The organism is Aquitalea sp. LB_tupeE (assembly GCF_013391415.1).
Classification (GTDB): Bacteria; Pseudomonadota; Gammaproteobacteria; order Burkholderiales; family Chromobacteriaceae; genus Aquitalea.
This window is the reverse complement of the sequence record NZ_JACAXB010000036.1, coordinates 13,266-30,683: the sequence shown is the minus strand read 5'-3', so window position 1 is coordinate 30,683 and position 17,418 is coordinate 13,266. Positions and strand designations below refer to the sequence as shown.

General features: G+C 61.4%; 13 protein-coding genes. 5 read left to right on the top strand and 8 right to left on the bottom strand.

Going from position 1 to position 17,418, the window contains the following annotated elements; translation table 11 throughout:
- Positions 1-7: 7 nt before the first annotated feature.
- From HWX34_RS19170 to HWX34_RS19140, 7 genes are all read right to left on the bottom strand, one after another.
- The gene (locus tag HWX34_RS19170) at positions 8-889 is read right to left on the bottom strand and encodes a DUF4123 domain-containing protein (protein ID WP_178973773.1); all 882 of its coding nucleotides are present in this window, start codon (positions 887-889) and stop codon (positions 8-10) included.
- A 2-nt stretch (positions 890-891) separates the two neighbouring features.
- The gene (locus HWX34_RS19165; protein WP_178973772.1) at positions 892-3,555 is read right to left on the bottom strand and encodes a type VI secretion system Vgr family protein; all 2,664 of its coding nucleotides are present in this window, start codon (positions 3,553-3,555) and stop codon (positions 892-894) included.
- 189 nt (positions 3,556-3,744) lie between these two features.
- Positions 3,745-4,371 (bottom strand): NIPSNAP family protein, encoded by a 627-nt coding sequence (locus HWX34_RS19160; RefSeq protein ID WP_178973771.1) that lies wholly within the window; start codon positions 4,369-4,371, stop codon positions 3,745-3,747.
- Positions 4,372-4,392: 21 nt separating this feature from the next.
- The gene (locus tag HWX34_RS19155; RefSeq protein ID WP_178973770.1) at positions 4,393-6,117 is read right to left on the bottom strand and encodes an FAD-dependent oxidoreductase; all 1,725 of its coding nucleotides are present in this window, start codon (positions 6,115-6,117) and stop codon (positions 4,393-4,395) included.
- Positions 6,118-6,125: 8 nt separating this feature from the next.
- The gene (locus HWX34_RS19150; RefSeq protein ID WP_178973769.1) at positions 6,126-6,941 is read right to left on the bottom strand and encodes a shikimate dehydrogenase; all 816 of its coding nucleotides are present in this window, start codon (positions 6,939-6,941) and stop codon (positions 6,126-6,128) included.
- Positions 6,942-6,953: 12 nt separating this feature from the next.
- Complete coding sequence (locus tag HWX34_RS19145; RefSeq protein ID WP_178973768.1) at positions 6,954-8,705, bottom strand: FAD-dependent oxidoreductase; 1,752 nt, start codon at positions 8,703-8,705, stop codon at positions 6,954-6,956.
- A gap of 92 nt (positions 8,706-8,797) precedes the next feature.
- The gene (locus HWX34_RS19140; protein WP_178973767.1) at positions 8,798-9,637 is read right to left on the bottom strand and encodes a sugar phosphate isomerase/epimerase; all 840 of its coding nucleotides are present in this window, start codon (positions 9,635-9,637) and stop codon (positions 8,798-8,800) included.
- Positions 9,638-10,361: 724 nt separating this feature from the next.
- Here HWX34_RS19140 and HWX34_RS19135 point away from each other — a divergent pair.
- Complete coding sequence (locus HWX34_RS19135; RefSeq protein WP_178973766.1) at positions 10,362-11,732, top strand: aromatic acid/H+ symport family MFS transporter; 1,371 nt, start codon at positions 10,362-10,364, stop codon at positions 11,730-11,732.
- Positions 11,733-11,755: 23 nt separating this feature from the next.
- On the opposite strand, the gene HWX34_RS19130 is transcribed toward HWX34_RS19135, so the two are convergent.
- Positions 11,756-12,412, bottom strand: coding sequence for a TetR family transcriptional regulator (locus HWX34_RS19130; RefSeq protein WP_178973765.1), 657 nt, complete (start codon positions 12,410-12,412; stop codon positions 11,756-11,758).
- Positions 12,413-12,613: 201 nt separating this feature from the next.
- On the opposite strand from HWX34_RS19130, the gene HWX34_RS19125 reads away from it, so the two are divergent.
- From HWX34_RS19125 to HWX34_RS19110, 4 genes are all read left to right on the top strand, one after another.
- A complete protein-coding gene (locus HWX34_RS19125; RefSeq protein WP_370459794.1) occupies positions 12,614-13,720 on the top strand; it encodes a porin in 1,107 nt (368 codons plus the stop codon).
- 12 nt (positions 13,721-13,732) lie between these two features.
- Entirely contained in the window at positions 13,733-15,202 is a 1,470-nt protein-coding gene (locus HWX34_RS19120; RefSeq protein ID WP_218645261.1) for an MFS transporter, read from the top strand.
- Positions 15,203-15,329: 127 nt separating this feature from the next.
- Complete coding sequence (locus HWX34_RS19115; protein ID WP_178973764.1) at positions 15,330-16,235, top strand: LysR substrate-binding domain-containing protein; 906 nt, start codon at positions 15,330-15,332, stop codon at positions 16,233-16,235.
- Positions 16,236-16,376: 141 nt separating this feature from the next.
- Positions 16,377-17,306, top strand: a complete 930-nt coding sequence (locus HWX34_RS19110) for an AEC family transporter (protein ID WP_178973763.1) — start codon at positions 16,377-16,379, stop codon at positions 17,304-17,306.
- The last annotated feature ends 112 nt before the right edge of the window (positions 17,307-17,418 follow it).

Sequence of the window (17,418 nt, the reverse complement as noted above, 5' to 3'; positions counted from 1 at the left end):
GTAACTCTCAAGAGGTTTGAGCCTCGCCGAGTAACGAAGCAAGTCCTTCACTCAGGGAGCATCTTTGCTCGACAAAGCTCTTCAGTATCTGGATCAGTCGTGGGTCATCCAGCAAGCGCCCCTGACTGTAGCAGACGGCCACCGCTACGGTTAGCTGCTCTGGGGCATCCTCAATGTGATGTTCTGCTAATAGATCGGCCGAACGTTGCAGCCAGCCATGCAGTACTGCACCAGAGCTAGGAAGCAGGTCGGCAAAACCTTCGTGCAACTGGTCTGCCAATACATCTGCCTGGGAGGCATGCATTAAGGCTGTGAACTCCTGGGCGCTCAGCAGCCATGGGTCGAGCGCATCGGGGGGAAGCGTCTTGGGCGGCATGGGCAATGCCTGCAGTTGGCCGTGGCGGTCAATAATCAACCACTGCGCAACAGGTTCGCACAGCCGTTGCCAAGCTGCAGTGGCCAGCACCCGGGGCAGGCTGGCAGCGATGCGCGTATCGGCAAAACGGACGACGTACCACTGCCCGTCTTCGGTGGTGGCATTGAGGCTACGTTGCCAGGCATCCCGTAAGGCGGGGGCACTAAGCGGGCTTGTTAGAAAGCTCAGCATCGGCCGTCCCTTGCAATGACGCAGCAGTTGTTGCAGCTCTGTCTGATAGCCAGGTTGCAATGCAACAAGTCGTGGTGAAACCTCGCGTAGCTCCGCCCAGTCCGGCTGGTCATACAAAGGCCAGCTTGCCTTGGTTTGCCATATCTTGCGCCGCTTGTAATCGAATCCATCATCCAGCAGTGCGTAGCAATACAAACCGTCTGGCAGTTCTTTCAGTAGCGTTTCCAGTTTTTGTGACTGTTCCGCTATATTTCCTTCGTCCATTGCAAAATACATTGCCATTCCTATTGTCCAGCCAAGGGCAAGCCGGACTTGATTGCATTGAGCATGCATTGCAAGCAGAACTGCTTACCCGGGAAAACCGGCATCGGGATATTCAAACTATCCGGCCCGCTCCAGTCATGGCTGCCGCCCTTGAAGCTGACGGTGCCGGGGGCGTGCAGTTCGATCTTGCCATCCTTGATCCGCACATAAGCCCCACCGCTGGTCAGCAGGATTTCCTGCTTGCCATTCAAGTTGATGTTCTGCTTGGCCGACGTAACCGTCAGCTCCCTATCCGCCGTCAGCTCCATCGCATCACTCTGCGCCTGCACCTGCACCTTGCCCTTCGCTGCTATCAGCTTGAGCGCAATCTGGTCTTTCACCCCCGCCACAAACAGGCTGATGTGCTGGCCAACGTTGTGTAGCCAGCGGCGGCCGGTGCTGTGGTTGGCGTCGCGCTGGGCAACGAGGTTGAGGTTGCTGCCGGCGCTGAGGGTCTGGCTTTGTTCGGTCAGGCTGGCAATGCCGGCCGGGGCGGACAGGATGAGCAGCGGCTGTTGGCCGGCTTGGCTGCTGTTGCCGCTGCTGGCCGTTTTGCCTTCTTTGTCGGTATTGCTGCCGGCTTCCCAGGCTTTGAGCGCAGCGGCGTGGTGTTGCAGGTGGCCGCTGTCTTTGTTGCCGTCTTTGCCGTTGTCGGGGTTGATGGCGTCCGGCCCGGTTTCCATGCTGTCGGCCAGTTGCGCCGCGGCGGTGTCGCCCAGGCTCTGGCTGAGGCTGAGGGCGGCGTCGAGTTGGCTTTGTGCGTGTTCGCGTGCCAGTTGTTTGCCGCCTGCGCCGTTTTGCGCTTCGGTGCTGATGAGCAGGCCGTGGGCCGCGCGGATGGCACCGTGCTGGTCGGTTCTGAGTTCGAAGCCTTCGCCGCGTGGCTGGGCTTTGCCATTGCTGCGCGGGTGGGTGAGGTAGCCCTGGTTGAGCTGGGTCTTGCCGGCTTCACTGGATAGTTTGGCGCGCACTTCGCCGGGGGTGTCGTCGAACAGCAGTTCGTTGTACTGCCCGCCCTGGTGTTCTTTGGATTTGATGCCGGACAGGGTCTTGTTGGCCGGTAGCGCACCGGCACCGCTGAAGGCCGGGGTGGCGTGGCTGCCGTTGTACAGCACGCCGACGATGACCGGGCGGTCGATGTCGCCTTCGATAAAGTCGACCAGCACTTCCTGACCAATGCGCGGGATGAACTGGTGGCCCCAGCCCGCGCCGGCGCTGGGCATTGCCACGCGCAGCCAGCAGGAGGATTTGTCGTCCAGATTGGCCCCGATAGTGGGGTGTTCGTCTGCCCGCTGCCAGTGGAACTGCACCTTGATGCGGCCCAGTGCGTCGGTGTGCACTTCTTCGCTGTCCGGCCCCACCACGGTGGCGGTCTGGACACCTTTAGATGTCGGCTTGGCCTGGGTGCTGTTGGCGTAAGCCGGGGTGAGCGGAATGCCACGGCGCTGGGCGGTGATCTGGGTCTGGAAGGGGCTGCTGTTCTGGCTGTCGCTGGCGGTGCTATCCGAACCGCTGGCCAACAGGCTGCGCAGCCCGCTGGCCAGATCACCCGGCAGATTGTTGTTGGCGCGGAAGGTTTGGCCGGTGACGACGAATTCACGCTGCTCGCTGCTGTCGCCCTCGTGCGCCGGGTGTTCGTCCAGCCGGAACCATTGCCCGGCTTGCAGGCTGCGTACCGAACCGCTACCGCTAAACTGCTTGGCCTGCACATCGTGCGCCTGCTGGCGCAGCTGGGCGTACTGGCTCAGCTGCTCGGCATCGCTGGCGTAGTACAGCGACTGCGGGTCGTAATCCTGCAAGGTGGATTGCAGTGCATCGCCACTACGGCCTTGCTGGACGCGGGTCTGGTCGCCGGTGTGCTGGGTGCTCACCGGCTGGTAATCGAAACTGGCCAGTGCCACCGCACCGGACACCACCTGCCGCGCCGCGCTCCAATCGGTAAAACCATCTTCCTCTTCCGTCGCATCGCTGCGATGAAAACGCACCCGCTCACTGGCAGCGGGCGGCAGGCTGTAAGCGTCATCGAACACCACCAGCTTGACCTGCGGATGCTCGCCATCGACATGCTCGAAACGCCAGGCATAGCCCTCTTCGTGCAATAGCCGCACGATGAAGTCGAAATCGCTCTCGCGATATTGCAAACAGTAACTGCGCGGGCTGGCCGTGGCGGTGTGGAACTCCAGCGTCTGCACCTGGGCAAACACCGGATTATTGGCCTGATGCTCGGCCAGAATCTGCTTGACGATATCCGGGACGGACAAGTCCTGAAACACCCGCGAGGTACGGCGCAGGCGCAGCAGCGCAAACGGCGGTTCAATCGTCAGACCATACTTGGCAAAACCGCCATCCGAACCCAGCAACTCCGCCCGTGACACCACCCCGCAACGCACCACCTGGTTGCCGTCAGCATCCAGCACCCCGAGACGAGCCGCTACACCCAACAAGGACTTGAGCTCGATATTACCGTCGGGCGACAGACAGCTCAGCTGATAACGATAGGCCTCAGACACGCCCTCGCTGCCATCCAGCGTGTGCGGCAACAACTGCTCGGCGGCGATATTGCCGCCATCCAGCTGCAGGGTGAGCAGGCGTTGGTGCTGGGAAAAGGCGGCGGCGAAGCTGGCGAGCAGAGCAGAGAAATCCATACGGCGGGCTATCACGTCGGCTGACGTGAATCATCACATTCTGTTGAAAGTTCAACAGTTTATGCCTTCGACATGGTGCAAACAAGACTGAATGGCATGAATGCGTAGTTTTACTGAGGCCACGCAGCGCCGCTAAAGGGGTTGCGTGGCCTAGGGCGGCATGCCGGAATGGCGCTGCGCATGCTCGGCTTATTTCAGGGGTGATACCGCGGTGGGCAGGGCAATGGTGGAGTGCATGTCGGTGGTGAGCCAGGCCGGGCCACCCTTGGGCGGCCAGATGCCGGCAGCCACAGCTTCGCCACGGATGCGGCTGCGTTCGTCCACGCTGGCGTAGGCCCAGATATTGGTAAAGCGCAGCGGGCCTTGCAGGGCAAACATGGCCACCAGGCAGGGCGACAGCGCGCTGCGCGGCGGCAGGTATTCCTGCCACAGGTCCATGGTGTGCTGCAGGCCGCCGGTCTTGATGCCGTAAGTACGGATTTCATACACCGGGCCCTTGATGCCGCTTTCGCTGCTGGGGCGCAACGGGGCCATCCACGGGAAAGCCTGATAGGCCTGGCGGTCGATGCTGGTGGCGAGGCTGCCGCAGCCGTAGGGGTCGGCACTCAGGCGGGTGCGTTGCTGTTCGGCTTCCAGTGCGGCCAGGCTGTCAAAGCCGCGCAGGATCAGCAGCTGGTTGAGCTGGCCGATATCGCTATACCAGCAGCCTAGCAGTTCGCCGCCGGCGGCGTTGTCGCTGGTGTAAGCCTGCACGTTTTGCGCGGCCTGGGCGGTGGTGCCAAAGGGCAGGGTGAGGGTGGCGAGTTCGTAGTACATGGGGTGTCCTTGCTTGGGTGTTTAAAGGGTTGTGTCGGGTTGGCGTCCGGCGGCGTGGTGTGCTGCCAGATAGCCGAAAGTCATGGCCGGGCCCAGGGTGATGCCGCCGCTGGGGTAGTGGCCGCCCATCATGCTGTGCATGTCGTTGCCGACGGCGTACAGGCCGGTGATGGCTTGGCTGTGTTCATCCAGCACTTGCGCGCTGGTATTGGTGGCAAGGCCGGCAAAACTGCCCAGGCTGCCGGGGACGATCTTCACCGCGTAAAACGGCCCGTGTTGCAGCGGGGCCATGCAGGGGTTGGGCCAGGCATTGTCTTTGTCGCCCTGCACGCGGTTGTAGGGGGTGTCGCCCTTGGCAAAGTCGTCGTCCTGCCCGGCTGCGGCTTGCTGATTAAAGCGCGCCACCTGCTGTTCAAGGGCGGCAGAGTCTATGCCGCAACGGCGGGCCAGCTCTTGCAGGGTATTGCCACGTTGCAGATAACCATTGCGCAGCCAGCGGCCCAGCGGCATGGGGGCGGGTTTTACCGCGCCCAGCCCGTAGCGGCGGACAAAGCGGTGGTCGGCCACCAGCCAGGCTTGCACCGGCTGACCTGCCGGGGTGGCACGCAGCAGGGCGGAGACAAAGTCGTGGTAGGAGTCGGCCTCGTTGCAAAAGCGCTGGCCATGGGCGGTAACGGCAATCAGCCCCGGTTTGGCGCGCTCGATCAGGTGCGGAAAGTGCGCCGTGCTGCCATCGGCACGTGGCACCAGCGATACCGGGGCCAGTGCCATGGGGGAAGCCATCTCGCGCATTACGCCGCCAACGGCTTCGCCCAGCCGCAGCCCGTCGCCGGTATTGCTGGCCGGGGCGGCCGACCAGTGTTCCTGCCCGCTGGGGGCATGGGCCAGCAGCTGGCGTTTGCGGGCAATATCGTGCGGAAAGCCGCCGCAGGCCAGTACCACGCCACGGCTGGCATGCACGGTCAGCGGGCCGTCCGGTGTATCCAGCAGCGCACCGCTCACCTTGTCCTGTTCGCGCAGCAACTGGCGCACCGGGCTGGACAGGCGCAGTTCTACCCCGGCTTGCAGTGCCGACGCTGCCAGTGCGGCAGCCAGTGCATTGCCGTTGACCAGCCGCATGCCACGGCCATGCAGCAGGCAGTCGCGCCAGTAGGCCAGCACGCGCCGGGTGACATAGGCAAAGGAGGTGAGTGAGCGGCTGGCATTGAGAAAATGGCGCAGCTCCACGCCAGAGGCAATGCCCATGCCCCATAGCGAAATCACGTCCAGCGGCTTTTTCAGCTGATGGATGTGCTTGCCCAGCAGGCGGCCATCAAACGGTGCGGCACAGACCGAGCGGCCACCGGTGGCAGCCCCGGCGCTGTGGCCGTGGAAGTCCGGAATCAGGTTGCCGTCGATGAAGCGCAGCAGGCTGTGGTGCTGGAAGAAATCCACCATGCGCGGCGCGTGCGTGAGGTAGGCATCGGCCAGCGCAGCGTCAAAGTCCTGCCCCAATTCGCTTTGCAAATACTGGCGTGGCATGGCCGGGTCTTCGTTTATCCCGGCGGCGATGGCCAGCGGGTTGCGCGGCACCCACAGCCAGCCGCCAGACCAGGCGGTGGTGCCGCCGAAGCAGGCTTCTTTTTCGGCCAGCACCACCTTCAGCCCCAGCCGGGCGGCGGTGACGGCGCTGGCCAGCCCGCCTGCGCCGCTGCCCACTACCAGCAGGTCGCAATGCAGGGTGTTGGCTTGTGCTTGCTTGTCCACGGGCAACCTCAACCAGCCAGCGGACCCTGCGCCAGCAGGAAGTCCAGCATCAGTTCACGCACGGCGGCAAACATGTCGCCGCCCACTACCGTCTGGCAGCCCAGTGCGCGGGCGCTTTCAATCAGCGGGGTGACAGCCGGGGCGGTAATCACGTCGCCGACAAACATGTCGCCATGCAGCTTGCTGGCATCAATCGGCAGCGGGTCGCTGGCTTGCATGCCGGTGGGTGAGGCGTTGATGGCAATGGCAAAACCGCTGGGGTCATGGCTGCCTATGGCCAGCTGGCCGGGGAAGCTGGCGTTAAGCCGGGTAATCAGCTGGTCGCGGCGGCTGGTGTCGGCGTCGTGGATGGCCAGTTCGCTGACGCCGTTTTCCAGCAGGGCCAGTGCAATGGCCGAACCCGCCCCGCCAGCGCCCACCAGCAGGGCGCGCTTGCCTTCCGGCTGGCAGCCCGCGGCGCGCATGGCGGCCACATAACCGGCACCGTCACACATATCACCATGCCAACTGCCGTCGGCATTGCGGCGCATCACGTTGACCGCGCCCAGGCGGCGTGCCCGGTCGCTGGTGCTGCTGCACTGGGCAAACATGGCGAATTTGTGTGGTACGGTGACGATGATGCCGTCCAGATTGCCCGCCAGGCTGATGCCCTTGACGTAGGCATCCAGATTGGCCGGGCTGACATGGCTGGGCACCAGAATGGCGTTGCGGCCTTGCTGTTGCAGGGCGGCGCTGACGCCAGCCGGGGATTTCACCTGGGCGATCGGGTCGCCCACAATGGCGAGGACACGGGTAGCGCCATCCAGTTGCAGAGTTTGGGTCATGTTGTGCTCTCCTTATTGGGTAACGGTGTCGCGCGTCGTGGCGCGGGTGTGGCGTTGGCTGGCGTGGGTGGCGGCAATGCTGGCAAATACCAGCGCCGGGCCGATGGTGATGCCGGGCGCGGTATAGACCCCGCCCATGATGGAATGCATGTCATTACCCACTGCATACAGGCCGGCAATGGGCTGGCCGTCGCGGCCCAGTACGCGGGCCTGGGTGTCGGTTTGCAGACCGGTGGCCGCACCGATGTCGCCGGGGTACAGCCGCACCGCGTAATACGGGGCTTCGGCGAGCGGGCCGATATTGGGGTTGGGCTGAGCGCGTGACGGGTCGCCCATGTTTTGCTGGTAGGCGGTTTCGCCACGGTGGAAGTCGCTGTCCACGCCGCTGGCGGCATAGCGGTTGTTGCGCGCCACGCTGTCCTGCAGCGTGGCCGCATCCATGCCCAGCTTGCCGGCCAGCTCGGCCAGCGTGTTGCCTGCGGTCAGGTAGCCATCGGCCAGAAAGGGTTCCAGGTTCTTGCCGCCGGGACGCACCATGCCGATGCCGTACTGGCGCAAGGCGGCAGCATCGCAAACAAGGTAGGCCGGAATGCTGGGCGTGCTGCGATTGGCTTCCTGCATGGCCAGGCCAAACAGGTGGTAAGAAGTGCTTTCGTTGACAAAGCGCGCGCCACGGGCGTTGACGGTAATCATGCCGGGCTTGGCGCGGTCCAGCATGAAGTGCGGGAATACCGCCTGGCTGCCATCGGCACGGCGACGCAGCGATACCGGGGCCCAGAACGCCGGGCTGAGGCTGCCTTCGGCCAGTTTTGCACCAAGGCCGCGTGCCAGTTGCTGTGCCTGTCCGGTATGACCGGGTGCGCCGGGGCACCAGTCCATCTCTATGCCCGGCAGCAGGCGGGCGCGTTGTTCCGGGTCGCGGTTAAAGCCGCCGCTGGCCAGAATCACCCCCTGTTTTACCTTGATGCTGCGGCTGGTCTTGCCCTGGCGCAGGGTGAGGCTCTGCACGCCGCGCTCATCGTGCCTGATGTCGCTGGCCTGACAGCGCAGTGCCAGCTGCACATTGCCCAGCTTAGACAGCGAATACAGCAGGCGGCCTACCAATGCATTACCCATCACCAAGCGGGTGCCGCGCGGGTAGCTCAGGCGGTCACTGGCATGGCGCAGCAGCAGCTTGAGCGAGTGCCTGAACGAAGGCAGCGAGGACTTCAGCTTCAGCAGGTGGTTGATGTCGGTGCGGTCCACCATCATCCCGCCCAGCACGGTGAATTCCGGGATGGGCGGGCGCAGCACGGCAAACAGTTCGCCCAAGAGGCGGCCATCAAATGGCAGCGGTTCCAGCGCACGACCATTGAGAGTGGAGCCGGGCAGGTCGGAAATATAGTCCGGGTGCTTGGGGTAGGGGCGGAATTTCACCTCGGTGGCGGCTTCCAGCGCGGCCACCACGGCCGGGCCGGCTTGCAGGAAGGCCTGACGCAGTGCCGGGTTGGCGCGCTCGCCAATCGCGTTATCCAGATAGCGGGCCGCTTCGGCCAGGGTGTCTTGCGGATTCACCCTTGCGCTATGCAGGGTGCCGGGTATCCAGGTGGTGCCGCCGGACAGGGCGGTGGTACCGCCCACGTATTCGCTGTGCTCCACCAGCAGCACCTTCTGCCCGGCAAGGCCGGCAAACAGTGCGGCAGCCAGGCCAGCGCCGCCTGCGCCAATCACCACCACATCATATTCACTGCCTTGTGCAGGCAGGTTTTCCAGTTGCAACAGCATGTCAGTCTCTCCGTATTGCTGTCTTGCGTCCGTTTTGTTGCATAAAAGCAACCGGTCGGTACGTTTTGTGATTTTTTTAAAATGGAAGATTGTTACGCGCCAGCCGACTCCAGGGCTGTGCCGTAAGTACGCTGCAATAGCTGCTGTGCCGCGCTGCGCAGCAGCTTGGCCCGCTCCACAGCACCCAGATGGGCCTTGCTGTGCATCGGTACTTCCAGCGCAATCGGCAGGTCCGGCGGCAAGGCCAGCAGCAGTTCGCCCAGCGCCAGTCCGCCATGACCTGGTGGCATGCGCTCGGCACGGGCCTGATACAGCAACTCTTCGATGGAATCTGGCTTGGCGGCCGGTGCGTCGCACAGCTGCATGTAGTGCAGACGCTGGCGCGGCACGCTGGCCAGTGCGGCAGGCGTATCTCCGGCGCGATCAAAATGGATGGCATCCACCAGCAGGGCAGCATTGTCCTGGCCGGCTTGCTCCAATAGTTGCAGCGCCATGGCGATGTTGCGGATGTCGGTCCAGGGCATGGGTTCGATATTCATGTTCAGGCCCAGTGGTGCGCCCAGTTCACACAGCCGGGCAAAACTGTCCACGCAGCGGGCAAACTCCGGGTCGTTACCTGCCACCAGTACCTCGCGTGTGCCCAGCCGGGCGGCGCTTTCCAGCATAGGCAGATAGCTGGCTGCATCCGTTTCCGGTTTAAGCCGAAGTATTTCCACATCAGACACTTGCAGGCCGGTGTCTTGCAGGCGCTGCAAGGTTTCAAGCAGCAGCGGGCTGTTGCCCAGCATGTCGTGTTGCGGCTCCTGGGCGGTGGCGGGCAACAGGCGCAGGCCGACATGGCTGAAGCCGGCGGCGGCAGCGCAACTGACCATATCCGGCGGGGATAGCTCCAGCATGCTGAGGGCAGCAAGGGCGAGCTGGCGTGGTGGCATGAGTCTCTCCTGTGTAGCTGGCGCAGGCGCTTGGCTGTGTAGCGTCTTCGCGTTTGGCCAGTCTGTTTTGCGGTGGCTGATGGCTGGGCAGTATGCAATCGCAAAAAGTGGAAAGCAATTCAAAAAAATAACTTTGTTTTGAAAAATGCTTGTCGACAGCTGGGTAGTCACCGCCGCAAAGGCTGGTGTGGACAATGGGGCAATCGCAGGGGAATCAGGATGAAAATGCAGGCCAGGCCTGGATTTGTGGCGTGAACGGACTCAGGGATTTCCCGCACTGAAACGGGGCATGGCTGCGTGTTACCGTGCTTTTTTTGCGTTGTTGTATTTTTTTAATGTACTGATTTAACGTAACAAAACTACAAAAACAAGCGCATGGTGCAGGGTATGGATATCTGCACTTGGATGGGGCGCAGTTATCGTAAATCGGTATAACTGATAGATTTTTTGCGGTATGTTTTCGAGAATCATGCCAAGTCAGAATGCAATCCATGCCCAAGACGCATGGACAAGCATGCCAAGCTCGGGCTGCACCAGTAGCAAGGAGTGCACGGCCGAACCGGCCAGTCATCACAGGCAGGCTTCTTCCCTCAACAGGAAACAGGAAAGAAGCTGGCAAGGGACAGCAGCTTCACCAGCCTGCAACTGACCGGCAAGGGCAGGGCAGATAGCAAGAACAACAATGCAGCGATTGATAGTCAGCGCTGCAACAGGAGACAAACAGATGAGTAACGCCAGCAATGTCATCAATGTTCGGTCATTGATCGACGATCGTCCCATCAACCGCTTTCAGTGGCTGGTGGTGTTTTTTGGTTTCTGCATTATCGCGGCCGACGGTTTTGACGTGGCCATCATGGGTTTCATCGCACCGGAACTCAAACGCCTGTGGCATGTGACCAACCCGCAGCTGGCACCGGTGCTCAGCGCCGCGCTGGCAGGGCTCACGCTGGGTGCGCTGTTTGCCGGCCCGCTGGCTGATTATCTCGGTCGCAAGGTAGTGCTGGTGTTGTCGGTGTTCTTCTTCGGGTTCTGGACGCTGGTTACCGCCACCTCAACCGACATTACCCATCTGGTGATTTTCCGTTTCCTTACCGGCCTGGGCCTGGGCGCTGCCATGCCCAATGTCGGCACGCTGGTGTCGGAATTCGCCCCGGAGCGTCGTCGTTCCTTCCTGGTGACCGTGGTGTTCTGCGGCTTTACCGTGGGCGCAGCCGGTGGCGGCTTCCTGTCGGCCTGGATGATTCCGCACTTTGGCTGGCAAAGCGTGCTGATTTTTGGTGGTGTGCTGCCGATTGCCGTATCCATTGCACTGTTGCTGTTTTTGCCGGAATCCGTGCGCTTCCTGGTGGTGCGTAATGCCCCGGCCACCCGCATTGCCAAGATTGTGCAGCGTCTGGCACCGGACCTGTCCATGAAAGATGCCAGCTTCACCATGGGCAATGCCGACACCGCGCCCAAGGGCAATTCCATCCGCACCGTGCTGTCCAGCCAGTACCGCTTTGGCTCTTTCATGCTGTGGCTGGGCTACTTCATGGCGCTGTTTGTGGTGTACCTGATGGGCAGCTGGATGCCGACCCTGGTAAAGGAGTCCGGTTACACCCTGGCTGATGCCGCCTTCATTGCTGCTTTCTTCCAGTTTGGCGGCCCGGCAGGTTCCTTGTTCATGGGCTGGTGCATGGACCGTGCCAATCCACACAAGGTACTGGCCACCACGTATGCGCTGGGTGCTTTGCTGCTGTTCGGTTTTACTTCGGTCGCCCACCATCTGCCGATGCTGTGTGCCCTCACTTTCGCCGTAGGTTTCTGCTTTAACGGCGCCAATACCGGCATGAATGCCCTGTCCGCCGGTTTCTACCCCACGGCAGCACGTGCCACCGGTTCCAGCTGGATGCATGGTGTGGGCCGTATCGGTGCGGTGCTCAGCGCCTTTGCCGGTGGCCAGATGCTGGCCTGGGGCTGGACCTTCTCCCAAGTGTTTGCTGCCCTGGCGGTACCGGCCGGCATCATCGTGCTGTCGCTGCTGCTGAAGAACCTGGCCAGCAAGGGCTTGCCGGTACAGCCGGTGAGTGCTGCCAGCAAAGCCATGCACCATTGATGACAAGCTGACGGGCTGCGGACTCAGTCTGCCGCCCGCTCCAGATAGGCCAATACCGTATCAATGACAATTTGCCGGTGACGGCTGGCGTGTTCGGGCAGGGTGAGGTCCCGCCCGAACAGGCTGGCAAAAGTGTGGCGGTTGGATACGCGGTAAAAGCACAGCGAGCTGATCAGCATGTGGACGTCGATGGCATCGGCCCGGTCATGGAAGACCTGCTCGGCAATGCCGCGCGTGAGGATGCCTTCTACCACTTCGATCACGCTGCGGTTGCGCTGCCGGATGATGTCGGAATCGGCAATATGCCGTGCCTGGTGAATGTTTTCGATACTCACCAGACGACAGAAGTCCGGGTGATTGTGGTGGTAGTCGAAGGTAAAGCCGGTAAGCAAGGCCATGGCCTCGCGCGGTGGCAAGCCTTCCAGCTGCAGCTGTTTTTCGATATCGCGGATTTCACCATACACCCGTTCCAGTACGGCAATGTACAGCTCCTTCTTGCTGCGGAAGTGGTACACCACCATGCGTTTGTTGGTATTGGACTGCTCGGCGATGTTGTCCAGCCGGGCACCGCTGAAACCGTGCTGGACAAATTCAGTCTGGGCCGCTTCCAGAATGCGCTGGCGCATGCCTTCGGGGTCGTTCTTGCGTCGGGTGGGCAAGCTGGGGCTGTCTGTGGACATCAAAACCGGATACCAATGAAAGGAGAAGTGGCAATAAAGGCTGAATCTGCCCGCTTTTACTGACAGATGTCAATCTGACATCGGCCGTCAGCCAGGGTGTGCAGTGCAGGAAGGGCGAGGCCAGCTAGATGGGCCGTGCCCGGATTGAGGATTAATTTTAAATAAATATCAATCTGTGAAAAAACAGAACAGGAGATAATCGTGAAACATAAGACCCAATTGATGCTGCTGGCTTCCCTGTCCCCGCTGTTGGCCAATGCCGCCATGGCGGATGATTCTACGGTCACCATTTATGGCCGTATCCATGCCGACTTTGAAAACACCAAGTCCGGCGCGGCCAGCACGGCTTTCTCCACCAACAAGGTACAAAACGACACCTCGCGCATTGGCTTCAAGGGCACAGAAGACCTGGGCAACGGCCTGAAAGCCATCTGGCAGGTGGAATCCGGTGTGGCTATCGATGATGGTTCCAGCACCGGCTCCAATACCTGGGCTGGTCGTGAAAGTTTCATTGGCCTGAGCTCTGCACAGCTGGGTACGCTGAAGGCCGGTAACTTCCTGGTGGCCATTGACGACTTGCACTACATCGCAGGCAACAGCTTCCAGTACGCCACCGGCATTTCCAACGATGCCACGCTGTGGGCCAATGGCGGCAGCCTGGCCAGCGGCGGTTTCGATGTGCGCGCCGGTAACTCGGTAAGCTATCAGACGCCCAAGTTCAACAATGTCACCGCGCGCATCCAGTATTCGCTCACCTCTGGCACGGGCAGTTCGGAAACCACCAGCCACGGCGCAACGCTGGTATCCGGCAACCTGACGTATGACGATGGTCAGCTGCGTGTGGGTTACGGTTTCCAGCAAAACCGTGCCATGCAGGCCATGTCCAGCAACTTCTACCAGAATGGCCTGATGCACATGCTGGCTGCCGGTTATACCTTTGGCAGCGTCTATGTAGGCGGCCTGGTGGAGCATGACATCCTGGATAACATCAACCTGACCGGCCACAGCCGCAGCCGCAATTACGGCAGCCTGATCGGCACTTACACCAACGGGGCGAATATCTTCTCCGCCCAGTATGGTCAGGCCGCCTCCTGGAAGGGCTCTGCCGCTGTACAGGACAGCGGTGCCAAGATGGGCACGCTGGCTTACAACCGCGTACTGAGCAAGACCACCCAGGTGTATGTGCTGTTTACCGAGCTGCATAACGAGGCCAATGCCACTTATGTACTGGGTGGTAACCCCAGCGCTACCGCCGCCGGTGCCAAAACCCAGCATTCGCTGGCCGTGGGCATGTGGAAGAACTTCTGATCCACGTCTGACATGCCTGACCACGGATCTGGCTTCGGCCACATCCGTGGTTTTGCCCTGTACCAGCCCATGCACCTGTTACGCCGTTTTTCCTCTCCTTCTGCACCGATCGCCTTGCTGGTGGCCGGTGCGTTCTTCATGGAAAACCTGGATGCCACAGTCATCAACACCGCCTTGCCTGCCATGGCGGCATCGTTTGGCGTGCAACCGGTGGACCTGAATATCGGCATCACTGCCTATCTGCTTACCCTGACCTTGCTGATACCGGCCAGTGGCTGGCTGGCCGACCGGCTGGGTTGCCGTCGTGTGTTCATGGCCTCCATCGTGCTGTTCACTCTGGCGTCCTTGCTCTGTGCCATGTCGCACAGTCTGTGGCAGTTTGCGCTGGCGCGGGTGTTGCAAGGTGTGGGCGGGGCCATGATGGTGCCTGTGGGGCGGCTGGCAGTGCTGCGTAACACGCCCAAGCAAAACCTGATGCAGGCCATTGCCATGATTACCTGGCCCGGTCTGGTGGCACCCTTGCTGGGCCCGCCCTTGGGTGGCTTCATCACCACCTATGCGTCCTGGCACTGGATTTTTCTGCTGAACCTGCCACTGGGTGTGCTGGCGCTGGCACTGGCCTGGTGGCTGATACCACGCTCGGAGGATGAAACGGCCAGCAGTCGTTTTGACTGGACGGGCTTTGTGCTGTGCAGCACGGCCTGCCTGTTGCTGATGAGCGGACTGGAGCAGGTAGGCGGCACGGGGCACAGGCAACTGGCGCTGCCATGTCTGCTGGCTGCCGCCATATTACTGGCGAGCCTGTGGCGGCATTGCCGCCGCAGCCATGCGCCCTTGCTGGATTTGTCCATTCTGCGCATCCGCACTTACCGCACCACCATTGTTGGCGGCTCTTTGTTGCGCGCTGCCATCAACACCACGCCCTTTCTCTTGCCGCTGATGTTTCAGCTGGGCATGGGCATGGATGCTTTTCGTGCAGGTTTGCTGTTGTTGATTCTGTTCGCCGGCAATCTGGGCATGAAGGTGCTGACCAGTCGCACGTTACGGCGTTTTGGCTTCCGCCTTACCTTGTTGATCAGCGGTCTTGCGCTGGTGGTGCTGACCCTGCTGATTGCCGCTTTCGGGCCGGAGACCTCGTGGCCGTGGATGGTGCTGGTGTTGCTGCTGTCCGGCATGGCGCGCTCCATGACGTTTACCACCTTGAGCACCCTGGCTTTTGTCGACGTGCCGCCGGCGCAGATGAGCCATGCCAATACCTTGTTCAACATGCTGCTGCGCATGGCATACGGCCTGGGGATTGCCATTGGCGCCATTGGCTTGCGTCTGGCCGAGTCCTGGCTGCCGCAGGCCGGTGTGCTGACGCATTATCATTTTGCCTTTGCCGTGCTGGCCGGCCTGACCTTGCTGGCGCTGTGGGACGTGTGGCAGCTGCCGGGGAATGCCGGGCAGCTGCTAAGCGAACAGCCGGAGGCGCGCCACTGATGTTACCAATATCTGTTTGGACAGACGGCAAGGGCAATGCCATGCTTCTGTCTTGGCCGCCGGGCCGGGACAGCAGACAGGCACCGCCTGCGGGGCGGGCAGGCATAACGACAAGAAGGTTGGGTTTATGGATTTGAAACAGTTGCAGTACTTTACCTGTGTGGCAGAGCTGGGCAGCTTTACCCGCGCGTCCAATACGCTGAATATTGCCCAGCCGGCGCTCAGCCGTCAGATCCGCATGCTGGAAGTGGAGTTGCGGCAGAATCTGTTGATCCGCAATGGTCGTGGTGTGTCCATGACCGAGGCGGGCAAGGTGTTGCTGGAGCACAGTCTGGGCATTCTGCATCAGGTGGAGCGGGTGAAGGAGGAGCTGGGCAAGGTGCGTGGCGCCATGGCCGGGCATGTGGTGGTGGGTTTGCCACCCAGCTTGCTCAAGGTATTGGCCGTGCCGCTGACCAAAAACTTCCGCGCCCGGCTGCCCAGTGCCTCGCTGTCCATTTGCGAGGGCCTGTCCGTCACCATGCACGAGGCGCTGGTGGCCGGGCGGCTGGACGTGGCCCTGTTATACAACGTGATTCCGTCGGCCGAGGTGGAAACCTTCCCCTTGCTGGAGGAAGAACTGTTCCTGATGACGGCGCGCTTTGACCATGCGCCGGACAGCATCACCCTGCGTGATGTCGCCGCCACGCCATTGATCATTCCCAGTCGGCCCAATTCCATCCGCATGCTGGTGGAGTCTGAGCTGGCCAATATTGGCTGCCGTCCCAATATCGAGCTGGAAATCGACGGCGTGTCCGCCATTCTGGAACTGGTGGCGGATGGCTATGGCTCGGCCGTGCTCACCCGCAGCGCGGTGGCTTCGCTGGCCGATGCCTCGCGCTTTACCGTGCGCAAGATTGTCGAGCCGGTGCTGTCCAGCAAGCTGGCCATGGCCATCAGCCTGCGTCATCCCTCAACCCTGACCCAGCAACTGTTCATCGAGCTGATTCGCGAGCATATCCGCGAGTGGCTGGGTTATTCCTCCGAAACCTGAATGCCTTGGAGCGGCTAACAAAATAGCATAGCGTCCCTGGGGCAAGGCGCGCCGAAGCCGACAGTAGATAAAAGTAGGCCAAGGCGGCGCAACACAGCAGCAGGGTTTTTGTTAGCGGCTCTCAGGGCGGAAAGTAGCATTGTGCTGGCTATTGCAAGCATTACCGGACCCATCTTCATTCTGATCGCCCTTGGTTACTGGGTAACCTGGCGGCAGTGGTTTGCCCAGGCCAATATTCGTGCGCTGGGGCAGTTCGTCATCACCTTTGCACTGCCTGCAATGATTTTCCGTGCGCTGACCCGGCAGTCTTTTGTCGAGGTGGTGGACCTGCACTATCTGCTGGCTTATGGACTGGGGTCCTTGCTGGCGCTGGGTCTGGGCATGTTGTTTGCCCGCCTGGTGCCCGGTCACGACATGCGCCTGAGCACCTTGTTCGGGCTGGGTATGTCCATGTCCAACAGCGGCTTCATCGGCTTTCCCATCGTGTCGCAATTGCTGGGTGCCAAGGCCGGTATTGCCCTGGCCATGACCATGCTGGTGGAAAACGCGCTGGTGTTCCCCGTGGTACTGATCCTGCTGGAAAGCCAGGACGCCAGCGGCCAGGGCTGGCCGCATCTGCTGCGCCAGGTGGGTGGGCGGCTGTTGCGCTCGCCGCTGGTGATTGCCATCACTGCCGGGGTGTTGTGCTCGCTGGTGGGGCTGCAGCTGCCACTGGTATTCAGCAAGGTGCTGGAGTTGCTGGCGCAAGCTTCGGTGGCCTTGTCGCTGTTTGTCATCGGCGGTTCCCTGATGGGGCTGAAAACCAGTGGCATCGTGCGCAGGATTTCCCCCATCGTGTTGGGCAAGCTGTTGTTGCACCCTTTGCTGATCTTCCTGCTGCTGCATTTCCTGTTACCGGTGCCGTCCTGGCTGCAGGTGGCTGCGGTGTTGTTTTCCTGCGCGCCCATGATGAGCATCTACCCCATCATGGGACAGAAGTACGGCCATGAAGGCTTGTGTGCGGCCACCTTGCTGGTGGCCACGGTGACGTCGTTTTTCTCCATCAGCGGCATGCTCTGGCTGCAAGGCTGAGGTAATCCTGCGCTTGCGCTGGAGGGAATAAGCAATCCGGTTTTTCTTGGTTGGGAATATGGGCCTGGCTTCTTAATATCCATCCCATGCACATGGTTATGACCTGTCATGA

What these genes read in the sequence shown, in the direction of transcription:
- HWX34_RS19170 (WP_178973773.1), bottom strand. Translation starts at nt 889, where the DNA reads ATGGCAATGTATTTTGCAATGGACGAAGGAAATATAGCGGAACAGTCA.
- HWX34_RS19165 (WP_178973772.1), bottom strand. Translation starts at nt 3,555, where the DNA reads ATGGATTTCTCTGCTCTGCTCGCCAGCTTCGCCGCCGCCTTTTCCCAG.
- HWX34_RS19160 (WP_178973771.1), bottom strand. Translation starts at nt 4,371, where the DNA reads ATGTACTACGAACTCGCCACCCTCACCCTGCCCTTTGGCACCACCGCC.
- HWX34_RS19150 (WP_178973769.1), bottom strand. Translation starts at nt 6,941, where the DNA reads ATGACCCAAACTCTGCAACTGGATGGCGCTACCCGTGTCCTCGCCATT.
- HWX34_RS19145 (WP_178973768.1), bottom strand. Translation starts at nt 8,705, where the DNA reads ATGCTGTTGCAACTGGAAAACCTGCCTGCACAAGGCAGTGAATATGAT.
- HWX34_RS19140 (WP_178973767.1), bottom strand. Translation starts at nt 9,637, where the DNA reads ATGCCACCACGCCAGCTCGCCCTTGCTGCCCTCAGCATGCTGGAGCTA.
- HWX34_RS19135 (WP_178973766.1), top strand. Translation starts at nt 10,362, where the DNA reads ATGAGTAACGCCAGCAATGTCATCAATGTTCGGTCATTGATCGACGAT.
- HWX34_RS19130 (WP_178973765.1), bottom strand. Translation starts at nt 12,412, where the DNA reads ATGTCCACAGACAGCCCCAGCTTGCCCACCCGACGCAAGAACGACCCC.
- HWX34_RS19120 (WP_218645261.1), top strand. Translation starts at nt 13,733, where the DNA reads ATGCCTGACCACGGATCTGGCTTCGGCCACATCCGTGGTTTTGCCCTG.
- HWX34_RS19115 (WP_178973764.1), top strand. Translation starts at nt 15,330, where the DNA reads ATGGATTTGAAACAGTTGCAGTACTTTACCTGTGTGGCAGAGCTGGGC.